Annotated in this window: 20 protein-coding genes; 16 read left to right on the top strand and 4 right to left on the bottom strand. The window is 72.0% G+C overall.

The features are described 5' to 3' along the window. Together ABD240_RS14935 and ABD240_RS14930 are read left to right on the top strand one after the other, a co-directional pair. Nucleotides 1-379: LPXTG cell wall anchor domain-containing protein (locus ABD240_RS14935; RefSeq protein ID WP_344338133.1), on the top strand; the 379-nt coding region annotated here is incomplete at its 5' end. Between the two features lie 139 nt (nucleotides 380-518). Beyond that, nucleotides 519-1,448 carry an SCO6745 family protein gene (locus ABD240_RS14930; RefSeq protein WP_344338131.1) on the top strand — a complete coding sequence of 310 codons (930 nt, stop codon included), beginning with the start codon at nucleotides 519-521 and terminating at the stop codon, nucleotides 1,446-1,448. A gap of 2 nt (nucleotides 1,449-1,450) precedes the next feature. Here the strand turns inward: ABD240_RS14930 and orn are convergent, their stop codons facing one another. Beyond that, on the bottom strand, nucleotides 1,451-2,062 hold the full coding sequence (gene orn, locus ABD240_RS14925) for an oligoribonuclease (RefSeq protein ID WP_344338129.1): 612 nt from the start codon (nucleotides 2,060-2,062) through the stop codon (nucleotides 1,451-1,453). A 62-nt stretch (nucleotides 2,063-2,124) separates the two neighbouring features. Between orn and ABD240_RS14920 the strand changes: the two genes are divergently transcribed. The 4 genes from ABD240_RS14920 to ABD240_RS14905 all read left to right on the top strand — a co-directional run bounded on the left by ABD240_RS14920 (nucleotide 2,125) and on the right by ABD240_RS14905 (nucleotide 9,105). Next, the gene (locus tag ABD240_RS14920; protein WP_291795966.1) at nucleotides 2,125-4,434 is read left to right on the top strand and encodes an MMPL family transporter; all 2,310 of its coding nucleotides are present in this window, start codon (nucleotides 2,125-2,127) and stop codon (nucleotides 4,432-4,434) included. 74 nt (nucleotides 4,435-4,508) lie between these two features. Next, nucleotides 4,509-6,236: a DUF8094 domain-containing protein gene (locus ABD240_RS14915; protein ID WP_344338126.1), complete on the top strand. Its 1,728-nt coding sequence runs from the start codon at nucleotides 4,509-4,511 to the stop codon at nucleotides 6,234-6,236. Between the two features lie 90 nt (nucleotides 6,237-6,326). After that, nucleotides 6,327-7,313: a tetratricopeptide repeat protein gene (locus ABD240_RS14910; protein ID WP_291796336.1), complete on the top strand. Its 987-nt coding sequence runs from the start codon at nucleotides 6,327-6,329 to the stop codon at nucleotides 7,311-7,313. A gap of 10 nt (nucleotides 7,314-7,323) precedes the next feature. Next, nucleotides 7,324-9,105 (top strand): DUF8094 domain-containing protein, encoded by a 1,782-nt coding sequence (locus tag ABD240_RS14905; RefSeq protein WP_344338124.1) that lies wholly within the window; start codon nucleotides 7,324-7,326, stop codon nucleotides 9,103-9,105. Between the two features lie 42 nt (nucleotides 9,106-9,147). Here the strand turns inward: ABD240_RS14905 and ABD240_RS14900 are convergent, their stop codons facing one another. Continuing rightward, complete coding sequence (locus tag ABD240_RS14900) at nucleotides 9,148-9,648, bottom strand: hypothetical protein (protein WP_425547038.1); 501 nt, start codon at nucleotides 9,646-9,648, stop codon at nucleotides 9,148-9,150. Nucleotides 9,649-9,661: 13 nt separating this feature from the next. After that, nucleotides 9,662-10,012 carry a hypothetical protein gene (locus tag ABD240_RS14895; RefSeq protein WP_291796330.1) on the bottom strand — a complete coding sequence of 117 codons (351 nt, stop codon included), beginning with the start codon at nucleotides 10,010-10,012 and terminating at the stop codon, nucleotides 9,662-9,664. Between the two features lie 118 nt (nucleotides 10,013-10,130). Here ABD240_RS14895 and ABD240_RS14890 point away from each other — a divergent pair, with 118 nt between their 5' ends. The 10 genes from ABD240_RS14890 to gatB all read left to right on the top strand — a co-directional run bounded on the left by ABD240_RS14890 (nucleotide 10,131) and on the right by gatB (nucleotide 24,436). Further along, on the top strand, nucleotides 10,131-11,471 hold the full coding sequence (locus ABD240_RS14890) for a cysteine desulfurase family protein (RefSeq protein ID WP_344338121.1): 1,341 nt from the start codon (nucleotides 10,131-10,133) through the stop codon (nucleotides 11,469-11,471). 148 nt (nucleotides 11,472-11,619) lie between these two features. After that, entirely contained in the window at nucleotides 11,620-12,795 is a 1,176-nt protein-coding gene (gene mnmA, locus ABD240_RS14885) for a tRNA 2-thiouridine(34) synthase MnmA (RefSeq protein WP_344338119.1), read from the top strand. A gap of 245 nt (nucleotides 12,796-13,040) precedes the next feature. Beyond that, on the top strand, nucleotides 13,041-14,033 hold the full coding sequence (locus ABD240_RS14880) for a hypothetical protein (protein ID WP_344338117.1): 993 nt from the start codon (nucleotides 13,041-13,043) through the stop codon (nucleotides 14,031-14,033). Between the two features lie 158 nt (nucleotides 14,034-14,191). Continuing rightward, a complete protein-coding gene (locus tag ABD240_RS14875) occupies nucleotides 14,192-16,516 on the top strand; it encodes a prolyl oligopeptidase family serine peptidase (RefSeq protein WP_344338115.1) in 2,325 nt (774 codons plus the stop codon). 225 nt (nucleotides 16,517-16,741) lie between these two features. Next, nucleotides 16,742-17,932, top strand: a complete 1,191-nt coding sequence (locus ABD240_RS14870) for a hypothetical protein (RefSeq protein ID WP_344338113.1) — start codon at nucleotides 16,742-16,744, stop codon at nucleotides 17,930-17,932. 51 nt (nucleotides 17,933-17,983) lie between these two features. After that, nucleotides 17,984-20,548 (top strand): NAD-dependent DNA ligase LigA, encoded by a 2,565-nt coding sequence (gene ligA / locus ABD240_RS14865; RefSeq protein WP_344338111.1) that lies wholly within the window; start codon nucleotides 17,984-17,986, stop codon nucleotides 20,546-20,548. A 97-nt stretch (nucleotides 20,549-20,645) separates the two neighbouring features. Beyond that, a complete protein-coding gene (locus ABD240_RS14860; protein ID WP_291796888.1) occupies nucleotides 20,646-20,951 on the top strand; it encodes a hypothetical protein in 306 nt (101 codons plus the stop codon). Nucleotides 20,952-21,052: 101 nt separating this feature from the next. Beyond that, nucleotides 21,053-21,358 carry an Asp-tRNA(Asn)/Glu-tRNA(Gln) amidotransferase subunit GatC gene (gatC, locus tag ABD240_RS14855; protein WP_291796885.1) on the top strand — a complete coding sequence of 102 codons (306 nt, stop codon included), beginning with the start codon at nucleotides 21,053-21,055 and terminating at the stop codon, nucleotides 21,356-21,358. Between the two features lie 2 nt (nucleotides 21,359-21,360). Continuing rightward, a complete protein-coding gene (gatA, locus tag ABD240_RS14850) occupies nucleotides 21,361-22,944 on the top strand; it encodes an Asp-tRNA(Asn)/Glu-tRNA(Gln) amidotransferase subunit GatA (protein ID WP_344338108.1) in 1,584 nt (527 codons plus the stop codon). A 10-nt stretch (nucleotides 22,945-22,954) separates the two neighbouring features. Then, nucleotides 22,955-24,436: an Asp-tRNA(Asn)/Glu-tRNA(Gln) amidotransferase subunit GatB gene (gatB, locus tag ABD240_RS14845; RefSeq protein ID WP_344338106.1), complete on the top strand. Its 1,482-nt coding sequence runs from the start codon at nucleotides 22,955-22,957 to the stop codon at nucleotides 24,434-24,436. A 158-nt stretch (nucleotides 24,437-24,594) separates the two neighbouring features. On the opposite strand, the gene ABD240_RS14840 is transcribed toward gatB, so the two are convergent. Next, nucleotides 24,595-25,362 (bottom strand): DUF4352 domain-containing protein, encoded by a 768-nt coding sequence (locus ABD240_RS14840; protein WP_291796876.1) that lies wholly within the window; start codon nucleotides 25,360-25,362, stop codon nucleotides 24,595-24,597. Nucleotides 25,363-25,578: the final 216 nt, after the last annotated feature.

The following is a 25,578-nucleotide window of genomic DNA, read 5'->3' as shown; positions in this document are numbered from 1 at the left end:
TGAGGATGGTTTCGAGGGCAACCCGACTCCGATTCAGTACACGGTTGAGGATGTCAATGGCAACGAGACCGGTGCCACGGTGACCATCACGTATGTGCCGGTCACCCCGACGCCGGACCCGAGCGAGGACCCGACTTCGGATCCGAGTCAGGACCCGACTTCGGATCCGAGTCAGGACCCGACTTCGGATCCGAGTCAGGACCCGACGAAGGATCCCAAGCCAAATCCGGGCGACCCGGGCGACCCGAACGATGATGGGAAGCCTCTGCCGCGGACTGGTGTGACTGGCTTCACGGCCTTCGCGCTGGTGAGTGGGCTGGTACTGCTGTCGGCAGGAGGTGTGATCATGTGGGCAGCTCGCAGGCACGACGCACCGTGACCTGAGGCGCTGAGGTAGAAGCTGCGGGGTGAAGCATCGCACGATGTTTCACCCCCGCAGTGACGTCTTCGTCTCCGGACCTCAGGAGGACATATTCACTCGTCATTCTGTAGCGCAGGTCACGCGGTAGGCTCCTGCTATGTCGGAATCGTCAGCATCGCGCGCTCAGTCCATCCGATCCGCAAGCAAGCGGCTCGACTCCTTCCACTCCGCCTCCTACTTCTCCGCGGCGGTGGCCCAGGCGCTCGCCGAGGCCGGGCTCAGCCCCCGCAACCAGTACCTCGCGGTGCGGAGCGCGCCTCTGGGCGCCGCTTCGCCGGAACTGGTGACCGCGACCTTCTACAGCTTCTCCCCGGCCTTCGTCGCCGCGCGCGTCCCCGCGTGCTGGGACGAGGCCGCGCCGTCGGAGGTGTGCGCGGCGCGCCTGGCGGGGGTCGAGGCGATGTGCGCCGAGCTCTTCTCCGCCTCGGCGGCAGGCTCCGCGGACTCGCTCGAGGAACTCCGCGCCGCGGCGGAGCGCGTCCGTGAGGCCCTTGCCCCGGTCCTCGCGGCACAGGATCTCAGCGGTCGCGCGCTCTACGCCGGGCATAGCGCCGCGCTGCGGCCGGAGGCCGTCCGCGCCCACGACGGGACGCTGCAGGTCTTCCTCGACCTGTGGGCGGACATCACGCTGCTGCGCGAGTACCGCGGGGACGGCCACCTCGCCTCGCTCATCTCCGGCGGGCTCACCGGACTGGAGGCGATCGTGCTCGACTCCGCGACGGGTAGGAGCTTCACCCCGACCGCGATGCGGAAGTCACGCGGCTGGAGCGAGGAGGAGTGGCGCGCCACGGCGGAGGTCCTCGCGGACCGCGGCCTGCTCACGGACGGCACGGACTCCGCCGATCTCGCGGAGGAGGGTCTGGAGCTCAAGGCGGCGATCGAGGATCTCACCGACGACTCCGTGGCCGCGGCCTGGGAGGTGCTCGACGACGCCGCGCTCGCCGCGCTCAAGACGGACGCGAAGGCGCTCGCGGTCCGGGTGGCCGAGTCCGGGACGATTCCCCGGAAGCTGTTCGGCCACGGCTGAGCTCAGCCCTTCGCCGCGTACTCCGCGACGACCTCGGCGGCGATGGTCCTGGCCTCCTCGGACGTGGGCTCCTCCGGGCGGAACGCCGCCCGCCGGTAGTAGGCGAGTTCGCGGATCGAGTCCTGGATGTCTCCCAGGGCGCGGTGTCCGCCGGTCTTCTCCGGGGACTGGAAGTAGGCGCGCGGGAACCAGCGCCGGCTGAGCTCCTTGATGGAGGACACGTCGATGATCCGGTAGTGCAGGTGGTCCACGAGCTCCGGCATCTGCTTGACGAGGAACGCCTTGTCCGTGCCCACGGAGTTGCCGCCCAGCGGTGCCCTGCCGGCCTCCGGCACGTGCTTCCGGATGTAGGCGAGCACCTGCGCCTGCGCGTCCTCGACCGTCGTCCCGTCGTCCAGCTCCGTGATGAGTCCGGATGCCACGTGCATCTTCGTGACGAAGTCGTTCATGTTCTCACGTGCCGCCCGGGACGGGCGGATGACGACGTCGATCCCCTCATCGAGGGGCTCGAGGTCGAAATCGGTGACGATCGCCGCCACCTCGATGAGCTCGTCGACCTCGAGGTCGAGGCCCGTCATCTCGCAGTCGATCCAGACGATTCTCTCTGCAACCATGCCCACGATCTTATGCCCCGATGAGACGGTGCCCGGCACCGGCTGAGTAGTACTGTGAGCGTATGACGCTCTCGCGCTCCGGCGCCGCCCGCCCGCTCCGCATCCTGCTTCCCGCGCTCCTCGTCCTCGCCTGGCTGGGTGCGGCCGCGGTGGGAGGGCCGTACTTCGGCCGGGTCGACGAGGTGTCCTCGAACGACCGGACCGCCTACCTGCCGTCCTCGGCGGAGGCCACCGTGGTCCAGGAGCGCCTGTCCGACTTCACCTCGGCGGAGGCGGTGCCTGCGGTGGTGGTCTTCACCTCCGAGGACGGCGGAGCACTCTCCGGGCCTGCGCTCGCCGCGATCGGTGAGGCGGTCGAGGACGCGGGAGACCTTCCCGTCGTCGCTGCCGATGTCTCGCCGGCGATCCCCTCGGAGGACGGCCGCGCCGCGCAGGCCTTCGTACCGGTGGACGTGGCCGCGGACGCGGGGGAGGCGGTGACCGCGCTCGGTGACGAACTCCGCGCCGAGGTCCCGGCCGGAGTGGCCGTCCACGTCACCGGCCCCGCGGGCTTCTCCGCCGACCTGGGCGAGGCATTCAGCGGCATCGACGGTCTGCTGCTGGGCGTCGCGCTCGCCGCGGTGCTGGTGATCCTGCTCCTCGTCTACCGTTCGCTCCTCCTTCCGTTCGCCGTGCTGGGAACCTCCGTGTTCGCGCTCTGCGCCGCACTCCTCACCGTGTGGTGGCTGGCGAAGTCCGGTGCGATCCTCCTGTCCGGCCAGACGCAGGGCATCCTGTTCATCCTGGTCATCGGCGCCGCGACGGACTATGCCCTCCTGCTCACGGCCCGTGCCCGGGAGGCGTTCGCGCACGAGGCGCGTTCCTGGGACGCCGTGCGGACGGCGGTGCGCGGCACCGTCGAGCCGGTCCTCGCCTCCGGCGGCACCGTCATCGCGGGGCTGCTCTGCCTGCTCCTCTCGGACCTGCGGTCCAACAGCGCGCTGGGGCCGGTGGCGGCGATCGGCATCGCCTTCGCCATGCTCTCCGCCCTCACGTTCCTGCCGGCCGTGCTCGTCCTGCTGGGTCGGGCGGCCTTCTGGCCGCGCATGCCGCGCCCGCCTGCAGCGGACAGTGCGCAGGCGGCCGGCGGGATCCGGTCGCGCCCTGCGCAGGCGACCGGCGCACGCCTCCTCACGGCGGATCGTCGTGCAGCTGCCGGTCCCGGCGGCGTCGGCACGGCACCGGCAGGCGACCTCGGCACGGGCCTGTGGGCGAGAGCGGCCCGGTTCGTGGGCCGGCGTGCCCGGTCCGTGTGGATCCTCACGACCCTCGTGCTGCTGGTGGGTGCGGCCTTCGTCCCGCAGCTGCGCGCGGACGGCGTGCCGCAGTCCGACCTCGTGCTCGGCTCCTCCGAGGCGCGCGAGGGGCAGGAGAGGCTCAGCGCGCACTTCCCCGGTGGGGCGGGATCCCCGGTCTACGTGCTCGTCGAGGAGGGACGGAGCGCCGAGGCCGCTCGGATCCTCGAAGGTGCCGCAGGGGTCGACTCCGTCGCGCTCACCGCCGCCGAGGCCCCTGCGGGCTCTGTGCCGGTGGATGCCGTGGGCGCACCTGCGCCGACGGTCTCCCGCGGCGAGGTGCTCCTGCAGGCGACGCTGGCCTCGGCGGCGGACTCCGCCGAGGCGGAGGAGACGGTGCGTGCTCTCCGCGCGGCCCTCCACGCACTCCCGGGGGATGTGCGCGTGGGCGGGGTGACGGCGACCGCGATCGACACGAACGACGCCGCCGTCCACGACAGGACCCTCATCATCCCCGTCGTCCTGGGTGTGATCCTGCTCATCCTCGTCGTCCTGCTGCGCTCGGTGCTCGCACCCGTGCTCCTCATCGCGACGACGGTCCTCTCCTTCGGCACGGCGATGGGCGTCTCCGCGCTCGTCTTCAACCACGTCCTCGGATTCCCGGGCGCGGACCCCGCGGTGCCGCTGTACGGCTTCGTCTTCCTCGTGGCGCTGGGCATCGACTACAACATCTTCCTCATGACCCGGGTGCGGGAGGAGGCTCGCACCCGCGGCACCCGGCGCGGGGTTCTGCGCGGCCTGGTGGTCACGGGCGGAGTCATCACCTCCGCCGGGATCGTGCTGGCGGCGACCTTCGCCGCTCTGGCCGTGATCCCCATCCTGTTCCTCGCGCAGCTCGCCTTCATCGTCGCGTTCGGAGTGCTCCTGGACACGTTCGTCGTGCGGACGCTGCTGGTGCCAGCACTGGTGTGGGACATCGGGCCGCGGGTGTGGTGGCCGGGCCGGGAGCGGGCGGGCGCACACGCGGACGGAGCCTCTGCGGCGGACCCGCCGGCCGGCGCGGCGTCGCAGGCTGAGCGCCGGCGAGGAAGACGCTGACCGCCTCCTCGTAGGGGACTCGGAGGGTGCTTCGCTAGACTCGGAACGCTGTTGACTTCTACGAAGGGACGCGCGTGCGCTACGTGCTGCCGGCCGTGCTGATTGTGCTCGGCCTCCTCTCCGGGACACTGGGCGTGCTCCAGAAGACCCTCTGGGCGCCCTCGGACACCCTGGTCGCGAGTGCTCAGCTCGACGATCCGGGGCCCGTCCTCGTGGTGGAGCCCGGTGTGCTCAACCTCTACGGCACTCCGGCGGAGCTGGAGGTCACCGCTGCGGACGCCGAGCAGGAGATCACCATCTCCCGCACCACCAAGGAGAACGCGGACGCCTGGGTGGGAGCCTCCGACGTCAGCCGTGTCACCGGCATGGCGGACGAGGACGCCCTCGCCGTCACCACCACGAAGGGAGGGGAGGGAGCGCCCGCCGAGGACGCCCCCGCCGAGGGCGAGGAGGCTCCCCCCGAGGAGCAGGAGGCCGATGCCGAGGCACTGGCCACCGTTCCGGCGCCCGGCTCCTCCGACCTGTGGGAGTCCACCGTCTCCGGCACCGGCAGCGCCTCGCTCACCTTCGACGAGGAGGCCGGACGGACGGCGTTCGTGATCGGCACGGACGGGGAGCAGCCCGCCGCGGCCGAGGTCTCCATCACCTGGCCCGCAGACGACTCGACGCCGTGGGCTCTCCCGCTCCTCATCGCGGGCGGAGTGCTCATCGTGGGAGGAGGGATCATGGGGTTCTTCGCGATACGCAGGACCCGGTCGGAGGCGGAGCGCCGCCGCAGCCGCCAGGAGCGGCGCCGCAAGCTCGCGGAGACCGGTGCGGCCTTCGCGATCGTCCCCGTCATCGCGCTCGCCGGCTGTGCTCCCGAGGAGCTGCCCGTGGCAGAGCCCGCGCCCTCTTCCACCACCCCCGCGGCCGCCGTCACGGACGCCCAGCTCACGGAGATCCTCTCCCGGATCTCCGCGGAGGTCTCCGCCGCGGACGAGAAGCTGGACGAGAAGAAGCTGTCCGCACGCGCCTCGGGCCCGTTCCTCGCCCAGCGCGAGGCCGCCTATGAGGTGAAGGACAAGGCCGGGGACAAGGCCAGCCTGCCGCCGGCGGTGGCGACGGACGAGGTGCTGGTCAACCACACCTCGGCGACGGACCAGTGGCCGCGCGTCACCAGCGCGGTCACCCGTGACGCCGAGTCCGGCACCACCCAGCTCCTGGTCCTCGCGCAGAAGGACGCGCGCGCCGACTACACCGTGTGGTCGCAGACCGCGCTGCAGCCGGGCACGGAGCTGCCCGAGGTCCCGGACGCCCGCGCCGGAGCGGAGCTCCTCCCCCCTGAGCAGGACGGTCTGCGCCTGGCGCCGGAGAAGGTGGCCGAGGCGTACGCGGACGTGCTGGGCAAGGGCGAGGAGTCCGAGTCCGCGAAGACATTCACGGAGGACGCCTTCCGCAAGCAGGTGGCAGACAACCAGAAGAAGCAGCGCGACGCCCTTGAGGAGGGCGGCGCGAAGATCGACTTCGAGTACACCGGCAGCACGGACGAGCTGACGGCCATGGCCACGGCGGACGGCGGCGCCATCGTCACCGGGGTGATCGGCACCAAGACGACCATCACGCCGGACAGCACGGAGTCGACCACCGGATCGCTCACGCTGCCGTCGCCGGCGAAGGAGGTCACCGGTGAGGAGAAGACCTCGAAGAAGCTCGAGCAGACCACCGAGCTCGTCATGACCTGGGTGGTCCCGTCGGGTGAGGACGATCCCATCACCATGGTGGGCATGAACGAGGTCTACACCGGGGCCAAGCTGGTCTGAGGCGCCCGCCTCCGCGCCCGCAGACCCTCGCCCCACAGGCAGCAGAGCTGCACACGACAGAGAATGCAGAGTTCGCAAGGAGTGAGACACGTGAGCCAGACTCCCGGATCCCTGGGACCGGATCCGCACGCACAGCAGGACGGAGCCGCACCGCAGGGGCTCGATCTCTCCGCCGTCCGCGGCCGCCCGCCGGAGGCTGGGCAGCCCGGAGCCGCCGCAGCCCAGGGCGGCCCTGCCGGCGGCGCGCTGCCGGACAACGCCGTCGAGGTCCCCGGCCTGGTGTTCGACGTCGACGAGGCGCAGTTCGAGGCCCTCGTCCAGCTCTCCGCCCAGGTCCCCGTGGTCATCGACCTCTGGGCCGAGTGGTGCGGACCCTGCAAGCAGCTGTCCCCCGTGCTCGAACGCGTCGTCGAGTCGTACGAGGGACGCGTGGTCCTCGCGAAGATCGACGTCGACGCGAACCCGCGCATCCAGCAGGCGTTCGGCGTGCAGTCCATCCCGACCGTCGTCGCGCTGCTGGCCGGTCAGCCCGCTCCGCTGTTCCAGGGTGCGCAGCCGGAGGCGCAGGTGAGGCAGGTCCTCGACCAGGTCGTCACGGTCGCCGCTCAGCAGGGCATGAACAGGATCGCGGTGCCTGCCGGGGGAGCGGCTCCGGCAGAGGACCCCGGCCCGGCCCACCCCGAGGCCCTGGCGGCAGTGGAGGCCGGTGACCTCGCCCGTGCGGAGGAGCTCTACCGGGCGGCACTCGCAGAGGCGCCCGCGGACGAGGACGCCAAGCTGGGCCTCGCCCGCGTCGAGCTCCTCAAGCGCACCGGGGACACCGATCCCGCCGCGGCCGTCGCCGCTGCGGACGCGGACCCGAGCAGCATCGACGCCGCGCTCGCCGCGGCGGACGCTCAGCTGGCGGCCGGGGACGCGGAGGCCGCGTTCTCCCGTCTGCTGGCACTCCTGCCGGGAGCCGCGGCGGAGGACAAGGAGCGCCTGCGCGTACGGCTGCTCGACCTGTTCGAGATCGTGGGTCCCCAGGATCCCCGCGTCGTGAAGGCGCGCGGTCGTCTCATGCGCGCGCTGTTCTGAGGCGAGTGCGATGATCCGATTGGCGATGGGCATAGTCTGCGCGCTGTGCGGACTGGGTCTGGCCGGCCTCTCCTTCTCCGCGCTGTCCGTGGTGGGCACGGAGAAGGAGACGACGACCAAGGCGTTCTCCGCCGGTGACGGGGCGTACGCGCTCGTCCTCGACGAGGCGATCGTGCCCTTCGAGCACACGGAGGCCACGCTCACCGTCACCTCGGATCAGGAGCTGTTCCTCGGGGCGGCCAACGGCGTCGACGTGGACGACTACCTCACGGGCGTGGCCCATGAGGAGATCACGGACGTCGACTTCCCCAAGACCGCCCATCACCGGCTCATCGCCGGCGAGCCGCAGCCGGAGGCCCCGGCACCGGAGCGTGACTGGTGGACGGCGGAGGACACCGGCACCACGGTGAGCCGGTCCTTCGACCTCGACGCCGAGCCGCAGGTCATCGTCGTCACGCCCGCGGAGCCCGCGGGCACTCTCGAGGGCGCGCAGGTCACCCTGTCGATGAAGGTGGGCGAGGTGCTGGGCATGGCGCTGCTGGGCTTCGCCGGAGCCGCGGCGTTCCTGGGTCTGGCCGCCTTCGTCTTCCTCCGCATGTGGGTGAGCCGCTTCCGCCCGAGGCCCAAGCGCGTGAACGGTGCAGGCCCGTCCGGCGTACTAAGGCGCCGGCGCGCGGAGTCCGCGGGAGCGGCGAGGCGCGGGCCCGGGAGCGAGGCGGGAACGGACAGCGGGAACGGCGATGGCCTCGGCGACAGCACTCGACGCTCACGGAGACGCGGCGGCGCGGCACCGGCTGGCGGCGTGAGCACGCTGCGGGGCCGCTCCCGCCGGTCCGTGAGAGCGCTCGCGGGCCTGAGCGCGGGGGCGCTCGTGCTCAGCGGCTGCGGTACGGACTTCCCGCAGCCCACACGCCCGGAGCTCACCCCCTACGAGCGCCCGGCGCTGGAGCCCGGTCAGGCGGGCCCCTTCCTCGCTTCCTACTCCGAGCGCCTGGACGAGGCGCTGCGTGGGGAGCCGGAGGCGCTCGAGGCCGTGCAGACCGGGCCGCTCCTCGAACGCACGCGGGCGGAGATGCTCATGGCCGAGCACAGCGACTCGACCCTGGGCGCGGCCTCCTACGCCGATGTGCGCGCAGGCGGTCCGATGTTCGAGTCCTACCCGCTGTGGTTCATGGCCTTCGCCACGCCGCGCGACGAGGACATCGACGACGCCGAGGCCATGCTCGTGACCCGGGACTCCGCAGCCGGCGAATGGACGGTCGCGCAGTCCGTCTTCGTGCCGCAGGAGTCCGTGCCCACCGTGCTCGCCGATGAGCGCGGAGCGGTCGAGGAGGCGCCGCCGGAGCATGAGGAGGCGGCGGCCCGGGTGGTGGACGGCGCCGTCTCCTACCTCACGGACGGGAAGGCGCCGGAGGGAGGTCCGGACTACGCCGCGGCGGGCTTCAAGGACTTCCGGGACTACGTGGGCGGCCTGGGCGCGGAGGACACTGGATTCGAGGATCTCGAGGTCGAGTGCTCGCCGTACGACGGCATGCCGCTGAGCGACTACGCACTGGCGACCGAGGGCGGGGGAGCGAGCTTCGCGGAGGTCCGCTGTCAGATCACGGTCAACGTGCCGGAGGACTACTTCGTGGACCTCGGCGACGAGATCGAGGCCGTCATGACGACCGACGACGAGGGCTCCACCATCCGGATCGACATCAGCCAGCCCATGCTCGTCACGACGGAGGGCGCGAGCGCCGAGGTCGCCTCGCCGGGCTGGTACATGCTGGCCAGCGCCACCTCGGACTGAGCGCGCTCGGACTCGGTGCGTGGCCGGCCGCTCCCGGCCGGGTCACTCCGAGCGCGCTGCGGACCCGGCGGCCACGGTGCGCTGCACGCGGTAGAGCCACCAGAGGCCGATGAAGGGCAGTAGGAGGGGGACGAAGCCGTAGCCCACGCCGAACATGGACCACACGCTGGGGTGGTCGAAGTACTCGGCATGGGTGAGGCTGAGTGTGCCGACCACCAGCACGCCCACCGCCTCGAAGACGCAGGCGGCGACGGCGATGTGGTGCGAGGTGCGGCTGCCGATCACCAGGCAGACCGTCGCGAGGATGTACACCGCCGCGGAGAGCGCGGACAGCGTGTAGGCGAACGGGGCCTCGGGGAACTTCTGCGGCAGCAGCTGGTAGGTGGCGCGGCCGGCGGCCGCGAACGCGAGGATGCCGTAGACGGCTGTGAGGACGCGGCCCGGACCGGTGTGGGTGGCGGCGTAGGGCGACCGCGCGCGGCGCAGGGCCCGCTTCTCCTCCCGCGCCGCGGCGCGGGCCTGCCTGGTGCTCAGCTGCTGCACGTGCGCACTCCTCCTAGATCCAGATCTGGTCCATGCGGACCACCATGACCGCCACCGTGACCCCTGCGGCTGCGAGGACGGCGGGTCCCCACCGTGAGAGCTCCGCATACGCCCAGCCGCCGGCCAGCGGGACGACCACGATGGCGGTGAGCAGGTAGCCGAAGAACAGGATGCCGTCCGTCTCCGGGGAGTCGCCCCAGAGGACGATGGACACCACGGCCTGGGCCAGCAGCAGGAGCAGGATCAGTGCGGTGCCGATGAGGGTCCAGCGGCCCGCTGCGCGGTTGCGCGCGGCCAGCACCAGCGACACGACGGCGAGGAGCAGTGCGCAGCCCACCAGGGTGTACGTCAGCAAGGGAATCACCCGGACATTCTACGGGACCTGGCACTGCCGCCGGGCGGGCACCGGGTGCCGCCACGGCGCGTCCGCGAGCGGTTCCGTCCTGGGCACGGCGGCGGGGAGCTCTAGTAGAATCGCGCCGGTGCGAGCATATTTCGACCACGCCGCCACCTCGCCCATGCCGGAGCATGTGCTCAACACCTATGTCCGGGAGCTGCGCGAGTGCGGCAACCCCTCCTCCCTCCACGCTGAGGGCCAGGAGGCGCGGATGCGCATGGAGTCCGCCCGGGCACGTCTGGCCGCGGCCGTGGGTGCGCAGCCCGCGGAGGTCGTCTTCACCGCCGGCGGCACGGAGGCGGACAACCTGGCGCTGCAGGGCCTCCACGCCGCTCGCAACCGCGAGGCGGTGCGTCCGCGGATCCTGGTCTCCGGCATCGAGCACCACGCGGTACTCGAGACCGCCGAGCACATGGAGTGCGGGGTTCCGGAGTCCCAGCGCGCGGAACTCGTGGTGCTGCCGGTAGACCGCACCGGCTTCCTCGACCTCGCCGCTGCCGAGGCCGCACTCGCGGAAGCTCCCGAACGGACCAGCCTCGTCTCCGTCATGCTCGCGAACAACGAGGTGGGCACGGTGCAGCCCGTCCATGAGCTCGTCCGGCTGGCACACGCCCACGGGATCCCGGTGCACACCGACGCCGTCCAGGCGCTCGGTCAGGTGCCGCTGGACTTCGCCGCCCTGGGCGTCGATGCGATGAGCCTCTCCGCGCACAAGGTGGGCGGGCCGGTGGGGACGGGCGCGCTCGTGCTCGCGCGAGGGCTCAGCCCCGTGCCCGTGCTCCACGGCGGGGGACAGGAGCGCGGCGTGCGCTCGGGAACGCTCGACGTCGCCGGTGCGACGGCCTTCGCCGTCGCCGCCGAGACCGCGGTCGCCCATCTGAGAGACGGCACCGCCGCGCGGATGGCACAGCTGCGCGACCGCCTGCTGGACGGCATCGCCGCGACGGTCCCGGACGCGGTGATCACGGGGCGCTGGAGGGGGGCGGGTGCTGTCGCCGGGGCGGGCAGCGGCCTGGGCACGGAGAGGCCCGCGGTCTCCGCGGCGGACTCTGCGGTGGAGAGCGGGAGCGCAGGGCTTCCGGAGGGCCGGCCCGTCTGCCTGCCGGAGGGCTGGCCCACCCGCCTGCCGGCCAATGCGCATGTGATCTTCCCCGGCTGCGAGGGTGACTCGCTCCTCTATCTGCTGGACATGGAGGGCTTCGCGACCTCGACCGGCTCGGCCTGTCAGGCCGGGGTCTCCCGCCCCTCCCACGTGCTCCTGGCCTGCGGCTTCTCCGAGGACGACGCCCGCTCCACCCAGCGCTTCAGCCTGGGGCCGGAGACCACGCAGGAGGAGGTGGACCGGCTGCTGGCCGTGCTGCCGGAGGTGGTGACGCGAGCGAGGAAGGCGGGTATGGTGTCGGCGACGCCGCGGTGGGCGGAATGACACCCGCGAAGGGCGCGGCGCCCGCGGTGTGCGGGTGGACTGCAGGCGGTGCCCGCCGTGCGGGGTGCACCTGCTGCGCCGCCCATGCCTGCCGCGCCGTCTGTGCAGACCGGCCGACTCGTACACACCCCAGGAAGGGGCCCTGCTCATGAAGATCCTCGCGGCGATGTCCGGAGGCGTGGACTCCGCAGTGGCGGCGGCCCGCGCCGTGGACGCCGGCCATGAGGTGGTGGGAGTGCATCTGGCGCTCTCGCGGATGCCGGGGACCCTGCGCACGGGTTCACGCGGCTGCTGCACCATCGAGGATTCGCGTGACGCGCACATCGTGGCCGGCCAGCTGGGCATCCCCTTCTACGTCTGGGACTTCTCCGAGCGGTTCAAGGAGGACGTGGTCGACGACTTCATCGCCGAGTACGCCAACGGCCGCACCCCCAACCCGTGCATGCGCTGCAACGAGCGCATCAAGTTCGCCGCGCTTCTCGACCGCGCGCTGGCTCTGGGCTTCGACGCCGTGGCGACGGGGCACTACGCGGAGATCGTCCCGGCCTCCGACGGCACCCCGGAGCTCCATCGCGGTGCGGACCTCAACAAGGACCAGAGCTACGTGCTGGGAGTGCTGACCGCCGAGCAGCTCGCGCACTGCTACTTCCCCATCGGGGCCTCGGCCTCCAAGTCGGAGGTGCGGGCGGAGGCGGAGCGCCGCGGCTTCCCCGTGGCGAACAAGCCGGACTCCTACGACATCTGCTTCATCCCGGACGGCGACACCAAGGCGTGGCTCGCGGACAAGATTCCCATGCGCCCGGGCCTTATCCGGGACGAGTCCGGCGAGGTGCTCGGCGAGCACGAGGGTGCGACCACCTATACGGTCGGCCAGCGGAAGGGTCTGGGGATCGAGAAGCCGGCGGCGGACGGGAAGCCCCGGTACGTCGTGGGGGTGGATCCGCGGGAGAACACCGTGACGGTGGGCCCGCGCGCCTCGCTGGCGATCGAGGAGCTCGAGGGCATCCGCACCAGCTGGGCGGGGCGGCCGCCTGCGGACATGGGTGCCACCGAGGAGACGGGGATCGACTGCGAGGTGCAGATCCGCGCGCACGCGGATCCGGTTCCCGCGCGCGCCTGGCTGGGAGAGGCGCGCGAGGAGGTTCCCGCCGCCGAAGCCGACCCCCTGGGCCCCGTCGTCCCCCGCCCGCGCCCGGCGGGTCAGGTGCTGCGCGTCCGCGTCGAAACGCCGCTCACCGGGGTGGCTCCGGGCCAGACGATGGTCGTCTACCGCGGCACGCGCGTGCTCGGCCAGGCGACGATCGACCGCACCGTCCACGCCTGAGGCGCGCTCGCTTCTCTTCGGTGTGACGCCCGCAATGTGCCTAGGCACCCGCTTCTTCCTCCGCGCGCCCGCTTCTTTCCGGGCTGGCACCCAGTTCTCGCCTGGACACCCGCTTCTCTTCGTAGAAAGGCGGGTGTCCAGGCGAGAAGCGGGTGTGGTCACTCTGTGTCACAGGTGCCGTGGCATTCACGGACGTGTCACTTCTGTCCACAGATGGGCATACAGGTCTTGTCGATGAATGCGGAATGATGCAGTTTGATGCCATGTACCTCATTCTGCGCAGGAATCAGCTCACGGCGATGGGCATACGGGAGAAGGAGCTCCGGCGTGCGCTGCGCTGCTGCCTGGTACGGGTGCGGCGCGGCCGCTACACCCTCTCTCAGCTGTGTGAGGATCCTGCCCACAGTGTTCTGCACGCGGCAGCAGGCGATCCGGCGGTGACGCTGGCGCGTGAGGAGGGCGGACTGCGCGGGGAGACGGAGGCGCTGCGCAGGCAGATCGCCACCCGCCGTGAGGATCTGCCTCCCGGTGCGGTGTTCTCGCACCTGAGCGCGGCACTCATCCACGACCTGCCCCTGGTGACGGTGCCGGGGACCACCGTGGAAGCGGTGCAGGCGGGCAGGGCACGGCGCCGTGCGGGGTGGCGCATCTGGGACAGAGAGGTTCCGCCCGACCAGCGGGAGGTGAACGGCGGCTACCGGGTCACGACCCGGGTGAGGACACTCGCAGACGTCGCGCGGGATCATCCTCTGCTCCTCTCCGTTCCCATGCTGGACAGCGCCTTCCGTGAGGAGCCGGCCCTCATCGCTTCCTTCCGTGAGCTCACGGCGCGGGAGGTGCCGCTGCGATTCCGCTCCGCGGCAGATGCGGCATTCGTCCTGTCGGACCCGCTCCGGGAGTCTCCGGCTGAGTCCGTGTGCGCCGTGCGCTTCCTGGAGTACGGGCTCTGCGGCTTCGAACCGCAGGCGCGGATCGTCGGCGCGCAGGGGGAGGAGACGGCGCGCGTGGACTTCCTGCACCGTGAGTCGAAGGTGGTCGTCGAAGTCGACGGGGAGGCCAAGTACACCCTTGGCGGCAGGGACCGCGACGACTCCTTCAGGGCGGAGCGGGAACGGGAGTACGCGATCAGGAACCTGGGCTACCGCGTGTACCGGCTCCGGTGGAGCGACTTGTTCCGTGCCAAGGTCTTCCTGCAGATCAGGCACGCGATGATGACGGAGAGCGCAGCGGCGGGCTAGACGCGATGTGGGGGCTGCACACATGGACTCCATGCGGAAGGCAGGCGGCCGGACAGCGGGTGGAGCATCGCGGTGAGAGTGGATCGCCGGGCCGCGGAGCGAGAGAATGGGGCGGTGAGGGGCAGCACCGCGAGAGCTGCCGACCGAGCGGAGGCCGCGTGAGCGCACACACTGAGGGCAGAGGGGGCCCGGAGCAGGATCCCGGCGTGCGGATCGTGCCGTACGGCTCCTGGGAATCACCCATCGACGAGGAGGTCGTGAGCACCTGGTCCGCCACGGTGGGCCAGGGGCGATTCGGGGCGGTGGCAGGCCGCCCCGGTGTGTGGTTCACGCAGCGCCCTGCGGACTCCGGCGCTGCAGGCTCCCGCACTGTGAGCTCCGGCCCTGCGGGCTCCGGCGTCGCGGGCGCCGGCACTGCCGGCGCGGACGCTGCGCGCTCCGGTGCACGTGGGACTGCGCTGTTCTGGACCTCGCTCGTCGATCACACCGCGCCCATCCGCCTCACTCCCGCCGGCATGGATGTGGGATCCGCGCTCAGCGTGGTGGCCGCCGGCCCTCCCACCGCAGGAGCCGGCGCTGCCACTCCGGTCTGCGGCGCGCCCGCAGCGGAGGCCGGTGGCGAATGGGCGGTGATGCAGGGGACGGGCGACGTGGTCTGGGTCGACGCGGGCACACAGCGGCTCCGCGCCCTCAGCGGCTCTGCGATCGAGGAGCACGTGCGCACCGGCGTGCCCCTGCCCATACCGCTGCTCCTGCCGGACGGTGCATCTGCGCCGCACTGCGAGGAACCTCGCCCCGGATCCGCGGAGCGTCCGGGACCGTTCCGCTACGGCGACCTCACCGTCACGCAGGGGGTCCTCCTCGCCGTCCGTGAGGATCCCCGCGCCGGCTCCGTCGCCGTCGTGCGGCTGGACCCCACCGGGACGCACCCGCCCCAGTTCCTCGTCGAGGCTCCCACGCGCTTCGCCGCCTGGCCCAGGCTCTCACCGGACCGGTCGCTGCTGCTCGTCGCGGGGTGGGACCCGCCCCGCACGCCCTGGGAGGAGACCGCGCTCTTCGCCGCCTCGCTCAGTCATCTGCCCGCATCCGCGACTCATGCACCCCGGCCCCCCGTGAGTCTCCCGCCGGAGCCGGAATTCCCTCCGGCCCATGCGCGTCAGATCTGGAGGCACCCGGATGCCGCGGCGCTCCAGCCCGAGTGGGTGTCCGGCCGCAGCATCGTCTTCACGGAGGACTCGCGCGCCACCTGGCGTCCTGTGCTCATGGATGCGAAGGCGGCCTTCGCCCGCGCCTCGGGAGAGCCCGGGGTGCCGCTGGCGGACGCGGTGCCCTTGCTCCCGGACGAGGCGATCCGGGAGGCGCTGGCGGATGAGGAGCGCAGGCTCCGCCGCACGGACTCCGCGCCGGAGCTGACCCCGCTGCTGGGAGAGGACGGTGTGGGCGGTCCGCTCCGCAGCCTCGGCGAGCGGTGGTTCCTGCCCGCAGGCGGGGGCAGGCGGCTGCTGGCGCAGTGGCGCAACGGCACCGCGGCACTGCTGTGGGCATATCCGGAGACCGGTGACGTGCGGGCCATCGGCAGTGACCTCGACTGGCTGCGGCTGCAGGATCTGGACGAGGAGCGCGGTCTCGCGCTGGTGACGGGCGGGGGCGGACGCAGGGCGGACGGTCTCTACCTCTGCAGCCTCGTCTCCGGTGAGCTCGTCCCCCTGGTGCTCGAGGCCGCCCCCGGCTCCCTCAGCCCCTGGGTGCCGCTGCCGTTCGCGGACACGGTGGGCGGGGTGCCGGTGGTGATCTACCCGCCGCGGAGCGGGGATCACAGGGCTCCTGCGGACACAGCGCCTCCCTTCGTCGTGCGAGCGCATGACCATCCGGCTGACCAGGCGGTTCCGCGAGTGCATCCGCAGATCGCCTACCTCACCTCCCGCGGGATGGGCGTGGCGGTGGTGAACGGCACGGGCTCCTCCGGCTTCGGCAGGGCGTATCGCGACGATCTGCGCGGCTTCGAGGGCGAGCGGGAGGTGCAGGACCTGCTGGCTGTGGCTCGCGGCCTCGCGGCGGAGGGACGGGCGGACGCGGACCGGATCGCCGTGTGGGGTGCTCGGCTCGGCGGAGTGGCTGCGCTGCGAGCGCTCGCTGACCCGGACACGCCCTTCGCCTGTGGTGTGGTGCAGGAGGCTGCGCCCGCCGCCGAGGCGCCTGCGGGGGAGGGGCCGCAGCGCCCGGTCGCGCTCCTGTGGGGTGAGGCGGGTGCCGCCTCGGCGGAGACCGCTCACGCGCTCGCCGCCGATCTGCGCAGGGCCGGCCTCCCCTTTTCCCTCCATTTCCTGGCGCAGGGGAGCGCACCGGACGCGGCGGCCGTGACGTACGGATATGCGTTCTGCGCTGCGATCATGGGATTCTCCGCCGCCCCGGGCTCTGTCAGGTCTGTCCTGCAGGGCCGCGGGAGAGGCGGTGCGGGCGGCGCCGCTGCCGCACACGGGTGAGTGGTCCGCGCACAGGCGCTGGAGCGCGGCGGGAGGGCAGGCGCAGGACGGATAATCTGCGGGGTGCTGTGAGGCAGGTCTGCCGGAGGGTGCAGCGCGTGGCTCACCCCGGGCGCCGTCCGATGTGCAGCGGTGTCCGGACCTGCTGGTTGAATGGCGTGTGCGCCGGGACGGGCCGGGCACATGCCGGCGGACACGATGACACGGGAAGGGACGAGTGCTGCGATGAGCATGTTCTCCACGACGGGGATCTGGGCGGACGAGGACCCGCGCGAGGCGGTCTCCCGTTCCGTCACGGCGGTGGAGGGAGCGCCTGACGCTCCTCCCATACCCTTTCCGCTCATGGCGCAGCCGGCTGCGGGCGGCACGCGGTGGGCCGTGGATGCGCTCGGATTCGCCGCACAGCTGCTGCTGGAGCTGCCGGTGGACATCGGCCCGGCGGGGTGGAGGCTGCTGGGTGCCCGGGCGGCCACCGGCACCCGCGCCCTCGACTCGCGCCGGGAGGCCTCCCGCCTGGGCCGGGCCGTGGACGCGCTGAGCGAGTACGCGGAGCGCTCCGGCCTGCCGGTGCTCCTCTCCGCACCGGGGCCCTGGACGCTGGTGCGCAGACTGGGCCTGCCGGACGAAGCGCCGGTGCTGGGGGATGCCGGCGCACGCAGGGACGTCATCCAGGCCTATGCGGAGGGCCTGCGTCAGTTCCGCTCGCGGCTGTCCGCGCTCACCGGAGGCCGCGTCCGCGTCCGTCTCGTCGAGGAGGAGCTCGACGCTGTGCTCACCGGCACGGTGCCCACGGTCTCCGGCTATCGGACGCTGCCCGCCGTGCCGGACGCCCAGGTCACGGCGGCGCTCCGCTCGCTCGTCGCCCGCACCGGCGAGGACACGCTCCTCTCCCTGCCCCGAGCGGACTCCGTGCGGATCGCGGGCAAGGAGATCCCCCACACCCGGCTCGCCCGGGAGGCAGGGGTGTCCGCGCTGGCGGTGGGCGGCCTCGCGCGCGGGGGCGCACTGCGCAGTCCGCAGAATCCACAGGACCGGCAGGACTCACAGGACCGGCAGGAGCCGCAGGTCCCGCGGAGCGAGGCGGCGGTCCGCGGCCCGCAGAACGCGCGCGCGGTGAGGCGCTGGGAACAGCTCGCGGAGTGGACGGAGGCCGGCGGTGAGCTGTGGCTGCGGATCCCGCCGGAGGCGGCCGCCGCTCCGGAATCCGTGAGCGCCTGGGTGCAGGCGGTGCGCGAACCCTGGGAGGCGGTGGGGATGAGCCCTGAGGGTCTCTCGGGCTTCGGTATCCTCACGGGTGACGAGCTGCCCCTGGGCGCCCACCCGCTGCTGCCGGAGGAGGCGGGCCCGGAGCGCAGCCGCAGGCACCTGCGGATGGCGGAGTCCCTGGCCCGCGCCTTCGCGGACCAGGCCGGCTGACCGGCGCGGAGCAACACGAGCGAGCGCGGACCTACACGAGGAGAACGAGCGATGAGCGGTCAGTCGGAGAACCCGGTCCACGGGGACGGTCAGGTGCCCGCGGACGCCGTGGAGAGTGCGAAGGCGGAGGACGCCGATGCGCTCGCCCGCCGCGTCCATGACCTCACCGCGCGGATCGAGGAGCTGCGCGAGGCCTACTACCAGCAGAACGAGTCGCCGGTGCCGGACGCGGACTACGACGCCCTCGTCCGGGAGCTCGAGGAGATCGAGGCCGGGCATCCGGAGCTGCGCCGCGACGACTCGCCCACCCAGCACGTGGGCGGGTCCGTGGACACCACGACGTTCGAGGCCGTGGACCACGTGGCCCGCATGTACTCCCTCGACAACGTGTTCTCCCACGAGGAGCTGCGCGCCTGGTTCTCCCGCGAGCGCAATGCGGTCCCGGAGGGCACCCGGTGGCTCACGGAGCTGAAGATCGACGGCCTGGCGGTCAACCTGCTCTACCGCGACGGGGAGCTGGTGCGGGCGGCGACCCGCGGCGACGGCACCACCGGCGAGGACATCACCCCCAATGTGCGCACGCTCGCGGACGTCCCGCAGCACCTGGACGCGGAACACCCGCCTGCCCAGGTGGAGATCCGCGGCGAGGTGTTCTTCCCCGTGGAGCGCTTCGCAGAGCTCAACGCGGCCCTCGTGGAGGCCGGCCACAAGCCCTTCGCCAACCCCCGCAACGCGGCCGCGGGGTCCCTGCGGCAGAAGAACCCGCAGATCACCGCTCAGCGACCCCTGCGGATGCTGGTCCACGGCATCGCCGCCTGGATCCCCGCGGACGATTCCCACCCGGAGCCGGAGACGCAGTCCGAGGTCTACGAGCAGCTGCGGGCCTGGGGGCTGCCCATCAGCGAGTATTACCGGGTGTGCGAGGGCCCGGACGAGGTGATCGAGTACATCGAGCACTACGCGGAGCACCGCCACTCCGTCACGCACGAGATCGACGGGGTGGTCATCAAGGTCGACGACCTCCACACACAGGAAGAGCTCGGATACACCTCGCGGGCACCGCGCTGGGCGACGGCCTTCAAGTACCCGCCGGAGGAGGTCACCACCCGGCTGCTGGACATCCGCGTGCACGTGGGCCGGACCGGCAGGGTGACGCCGTACGCCGTGATGGAACCGGTGCTCGTCGCCGGCTCGACGGTGGAGCGGGCCACTCTCCACAACGCGCACGAGGTGAAGCGCAAGGGCGTGTACATCGGCGACCTGGTGGTGCTGCGCAAGGCCGGCGACGTCATCCCCGAGGTGCTGGGGCCGGTCGCGGATCAGCGCGACGGGTCCGAGCGTCCCTTCGTCATGCCGGACACGTGCCCCGCCTGCGGTGCGGAGCTCTACGAGCAGAAGGCCGGGGACAAGGACCTCCGCTGCCCCAACGCCCGCTCCTGTCCGGAGCAGCTGGTGGGGCGCGTCATCTACCTCGCCTCGCGCTCCGCGCTGGACATCGAGGCACTGGGGGAGCAGGCGGCCTACGCGCTCACCAAGCCGGACCAGTACATCCGTGCCGGGGACGATCCGCGTGCGGACGGCGGGGCGGAGTCCGGGGCCGAGGCCGCGCCAGAGGTTCAGGCCGCAGCCGGTACCTCACCCGCGGACGGCGGGGCTCCGGACGCGGACCCAGCCGGAGGCGTGGCCGCGCCGCTCACCTCCGAGGCCTTCCTCTTCGACCTCACGGCCGAGGACCTGCGCGGGGTGCTCACGGAGCAGACGGTCCGCGAGAACGGCGAGGAGCGCTCGGAGCTCGTCCCCTACTTCTGGACCCGGCCGGAGCTGTACAAGACGAAGGCCCGCCGCGGTGAGGTGAAGACCCCCTCGCGCCCGCGCAAGAACACGCTCACGCTGCTCGAAGAGCTCGAGAAGGCCAAGCGCAACCCGCTCTGGCGGGTCCTCGTGGCGCTGTCGATCCGGCACGTGGGTCCGGCCGCGGCACGGGAGATCGCGGCGGCCTTCGGCTCCATGGAGGCCGTGCGCGCCGCCTCGGTCGAGGAGCTGGCGGCGGTGGAGGGCGTAGGCGAGGTCATCGCCACCAGTCTCCTGGAGTGGTTCGAGGTCGACTGGCACGTGGAGATCGTCGAGCGGTGGAAGGCCGCGGGGGTGGTCATGGACGACGGCGTGCTGCGCGGGGGTGCGCCGGGCTCTGCCGGTCCGCGCGCGGGCGGCGACGCGGGCACGGACCCGGAGGCTGCGGCGGCGCTCGTGGGCGAGATCGAGGGCGTCGCGGAGCCCGCGGCCGCGGTGGTGGCCGAGGCCGCCCGCCGGCAGGTCCTCGCCGGGCTCACGCTGGTGGCCACCGGTTCCCTGGAGAGCTTCACCCGCGACGGCATCGCGGAGACGATCCGTGCGACCGGCGGGAAGTCCGCGAGCTCGGTGTCCAAGAAGACGGACTACGTGGTGGCCGGTGCGAAGGCGGGGTCCAAGCTCACCAAGGCCGAATCGCTGGGCGTGCCCGTCCTCGACGAACAGGCCTTCCTGGAGCTGCTCGCCCACGGACCGGCGGCGGAGGAGGGCGAGGAGTCCGCCAAGGGCGAGGCAGCTGTCGCAGGGGAGAGCACCGGCGCCGGCTGAGTCGAGCGCCGGAGCGAGGAGTCCGCGGGCTGATCTCTCAGCGCTCATTCAGCGGCGACCTGCCTCTCATTCAGCAGTGGGTGGGAGAGTGGGGCGCATGAACATCGGAACGCGTCTCCTCATCTCCGCGGCTCTCGCCGTCGGTTCGACGGTGGGGGCCGCCGCACTCGGAACCACGCTCCAGCGTGACGGTGCCGCCGGACTCGCCGCGGAGTCCTCCGCCGTCCAGAGCGCCGCTGAACTCGACGAGGACAGCCCCACGGCACGGGCGGACGGCGTCCGCGCGGAGCTCCTGGCCGCCGCGGCCGCGGGCGACATCTCCTGGGAGGCCGCGCACCGCGTGAGCGACGACCTGGGCTCCTACATCCTGGGCGAGCGCGACGCGGCGGCCATCGCCGTCTGAGCTGAGGCTCCTCCCCAGATCACAGCCGTGCGTGCCGGTGCGAGGCGGGCCAGCAACTAGACTGTCCTGCGGACCAGTACGGACGAACAGATGGGGTGAGGATGGCGGAATCAGCCGCGATCACCGCTGAGCAGGTCAGGCACCTGGCTGAGCTGGCGAGGATCGCCATGACGAGCGAAGAACTGGAGCGCACGGCGGGGGAGCTTGAGGAGATCCTGTCCCACGTCGCGCGGGTGTCCGAGGTGGCGACGGACGACGTGCCGGCCACCAGCCACCCCATCGCGCTCACCAACGTCCTCCGTGAGGACGTCGTGGGGACCACCCTCACCGCGGAGCAGGCGCTGGCCGGCGCACCGGCCTCGGACGAGGGCAAGTTCCTCGTCCCGCAGATCCTGGGGGAGGAGTGAGCATGAGCGAGACGAACCCCCAGAGCGGCGCCGCACAGGGCGGCACGGGGCTCACCTCCCTGACTGCCGCGCAGCTCGCCGCAGGACTGGCCGCAGGCGAGTACACGTCCACGGAGGTCACCCGGGCCCACCTCGACCGCATCGAGGCCACGGAGGAGCAGATCGGATCCTTCCTCACCGTGACCCCGGACGTCGCGCTCGCCACCGCTGCTGACGTGGACCGCCGCCGCGCCGCCGGAGAGCAGCTCCACCCCTACGCCGGTGTTCCCGTGGCCCTCAAGGACCTCGTCGTCACCGAGGGCATCCGCACCACCGCGGCCTCGAAGATGCTGGCGGACTGGGTGCCGCCCTACGACGCGACCGTCTACGCGAAGATCAAGGCCGCGGGCCTGCCGGTCCTGGGCAAGACGAACCTCGACGAGTTCGCGATGGGCGCGACGACGGAGCACTCCGCCTTCCACGTCACGCGCAACCCCTGGAACACGGACACGGTGCCCGGCGGCTCCTCCGGCGGGGCGGCCTCGGCGGCGGCGGCCTTCCAGGCACCGCTGTCCGTGGGCACGGACACCGGCGGATCCGTCCGCCAGCCGGCGGCCTTCACCGGCACCGTGGGTGTGAAGCCCACCTACGGCTCCGTCTCCCGCTACGGCATCATCGCGATGGCCTCGAGCCTGGACCAGGTGGGGCCCATCGGACGCACCGTGGCCGATGCCGCCGCGCTCCACCAGCTCATGGCCGGCCACGACCCGCACGACTCGACGTCGCTGCGCGAGCCGGTCCCGGACTTCCTCGCAGCGGCCGCCGTCGGTGCCCAGGACGGTTCGCTCAGGGGCACCCGTCTGGGTGTGGTGAAGCAGCTGACCGGTGAGGGCTACGCCGCCGGCGTGCAGGCCGCCTTCGACCACGCACTCGCGCTCGCCCAGGCGGCGGGCGCGGAGATCGTCGAGATCGACATGCCGTCGCTGTCCTACGCGCTCGACGCCTACTACCTGCTCATGCCGTCCGAGGTCTCCTCGAACCTGGCCCGCTACGACGGCATGCGGTTCGGCCTGCGGGCGGAGCCGGAGTCCGGACCCATCACGGCGGAGACCGTCATGGCCGCCACGCGTGCCGCAGGGTTCGGCGACGAGGTCAAGCGCCGCATCATCCTCGGCACCTATGCGCTCTCCGCCGGCTACTACGACGCCTACTACGGCTCCGCGCAGAAGGTGCGCACGCTCGTGCAGCGTGACTTCGCCGCGGCCTTCGAGCAGGCGGACGTGCTGGTCTCGCCCACCGCGCCCACCACGGCGCTGCCGTTCGGCAAGGAGGAGTCCGGGGACCCCATGGCCCTGTACCTGGGAGATGCCTCGACCATCCCGGCCAACCTCGCCGGCATCCCGGGCATGAGCCTGCCCGCCGGCCTGGCGGACGGGATGCCCGTGGGCTTCCAGCTCCTGGCACCCGCCCGCGAGGATGCCCGCCTCTACACGGTGGGCGCCGGCGTGGAGGCGCTCGTCTCCGCGGACCGGGGCGCACCGGTCTGGCAGAGCGCCCCCGTGACGTACTCCTCCGAGGCCGCTGCCGCGACCGCCACGAACGCCTGAGGAAGCAGATATGAAGTACCAAGACGCAGTCGCGAAGTTCGACCCGGTGCTGGGCATCGAGGTGCACGTGGAGCTGGGCACGGCGACGAAGATGTTCGACGCCGCCCCCAACACCTTCGGCGGCGGCCCCAATGAGAACACCACCCCGGCCTCGCTGGGCCTGCCCGGCGCCCTGCCCTCCGTGAACGGCAAGGCGGTGGAGTACGCCATCCGGATCGGCCTGGCACTGGGCTGCGAGATCGCGGAGTCCTGCCGGTTCGCCCGGAAGAACTACTTCTACCCGGACGTGCCCAAGAACTTCCAGACCTCGCAGTACGACGAGCCCATCGCCTTCGACGGGCAGCTGGACGTGGAGCTCGAGGACGGCACCATCGTGCCGGTCCGGATCGAGCGTGCGCACATGGAAGAGGACGCGGGCAAGAACACGCACGTGGGCGGCTCCGCCGGGCGCATCCACGGCGCGGACCACTCCCTCGTGGACTACAACCGCGCCGGCGTGCCGCTGGTGGAGATCGTCACGCGCCCCATCGAGGGTGTGGGCGAGCGCGCGCCTGAGGTGGCGGCGGCCTACGTGCGCACGCTGCGTGACATCTTCCGCGCACTGGGGGTCTCCGAGGCCCGCATGGAGCAGGGCAACGTCCGCGCGGACATCAATGTCTCGCTGCGTGAGTCCCCGGAGGCCCCGCTGGGCACTCGCACGGAGACGAAGAACGTGAACTCGTTCCGCTCGATCGATCGAGCGGTGCGCTTCGAGATCTCCCGCCAGGCGGACCTGCTCTCCGCGGGCGAGGCCGTGGTCCAGGAGACCCGCCACTTCCACGAGGACACCGGCGGCACCAGCTCCGGCCGTCCCAAGTCGGATGCCGACGACTACCGCTACTTCCCGGAGCCGGACCTGGTGCCGCTCGCCCCGCCGCGGGAATGGGTCGAGGAGATCCGCGCCGCGCTGCCGGAGCTGCCCGCGGCCCGTCGCCGTCGCCTGCTGGAGGAGTGGGGCATCAGCGAACTGGAGATGCGCGACATCATCAACGCCGGTCTGCTCGACCAGGTGGAGGCGACGGTGGCGGCCGGTGCCAAGCCGGACACCGCGCGCAAGTGGTGGATGGGTGAGATCGCACGTCTGGCCAAGCAGCGCGAGGTCTCCCCGGAGACCCTGACCACGCCCGAGGCCGTGGCCGAGCTGCAGCAGCTCGTGGACGCCGGCAAGCTCAACGACAAGCTCGCCCGGAAGGTGCTCGCAGGAGTGGTCGAGGGGAAGGGCTCCCCGGCCGAGGTCATGGCCGCCGAGGGCCTCGAGATCGTCCAGGACGACGGCGCGCTCGAGGCCGCGGTGGAGGCCGCACTCGCGGACAACCCGGACGTGGTCGAGAAGATCAGGGGCGGGAAGGTGCAGGCCGTGGGCGCGCTCATGGGCCCCATCATGAAGGCCACCCGGGGCCAGGCGGATGCCGGCAAGGCGCGGGAGCTGATCCTCGCCAAGATCAACGGCTGAAGCGCACGTCCGCCGCCCGGCCGGGTGCCGAGCGGCGGACGTGCGCTGTGTCGCGGGCGTGTGCAGCGCCTGAGTGCGAGCAGAGATGCGAGACCGGGCCGTGGGCAGCTTCCCGGAAGCCCACGGCCCGGTCTCTGTCTGTGAGCAGCGGTGTTCCCTCAGCGCAGGGAGACGGCCGCCGCTTCGGAGAAGATGCCGCCCTGGAACTCCAGCTGACTGGGAGAGACATCTTCCGGCACGTCGAACACGAGCACTCCATCAGCGGTGTTGCCCGGGTTGATCTCTTCGAGGAAGAGGGCGTCCTCGTCGGCGTAGATGCCTGCCTCCGAGTCCGAGTTGTAGGAATTGCCGTTCTCATCGCTGAGCGTGATGTTGTCCTCGAAGAAGTACTCGGGGGTCGAACCGGCGTTCTTCACCGAGAGGTCGACGACGACGAACTGGCCCTGAGCGCTGGCCCCCAGGTACTCGTTGCCCACCTCGGCCACTCCTTCCTCCACCGCGTTGACCGTGACCTCCCAGTCACCGGAGACCACGGTGTCCCCCAGGCCGTACTCGGCAGCCGGTTCCTCCTCGGCGGCCTCGGGCTCTTCTGCGGCTTCCTCCGCCGCTGCGTCGTCCGCTCCAGCGGAGGAAGCGCCGCCGGTGTCGGCGGCGTCGTCCTCGCCCCCGCCGCCCAGTGCTCCGCCGATGATGATGACCGCCAGCACCACGAGCAGCCAGAACCACCAGCGCTTCAGCAGCGGCTTCTTCGGCTTGCCCGCCTGCGGCACGGGTGCGGGGTGACCGGGCTGGGCCTGCCACTGCTGGGACTGCTGGGATGCCCACTGCGGGGAGGGTGACCCCGCACCGGGAGCGGGGGACGGCGCCTGCGCTCTCGGGGAGTGCTGCGGGTCGTGGGGCGGCTGAGGGTTGTGGGGGACGGACATCGTGCTCCTTCAAGAACGGTGATCGGCGCTCGCAGCGCTGTGCCCCCGTGCCGACGTGGCGGGACACAGGGGTGCTGCTGTTGACATGAACAGCATTCCGCGGTCAGTCGTCCGCGGGCATCGGCCGATAGGCTCGACGCGTGCCGCCGATCGGCTGGGATCGTCACCCGGACGGATGACCGTCCGGTGCCGCCCCCGGGGATACGGTGTCGTCTG

Source organism: Brevibacterium salitolerans (assembly GCF_039531405.1).
Lineage (GTDB): Bacteria > Actinomycetota > Actinomycetes > Actinomycetales > Brevibacteriaceae > Brevibacterium > Brevibacterium salitolerans.
The sequence above is the reverse complement of the archived record's forward strand: the minus strand, read 5'-3'. Positions and strand labels throughout refer to the sequence as shown.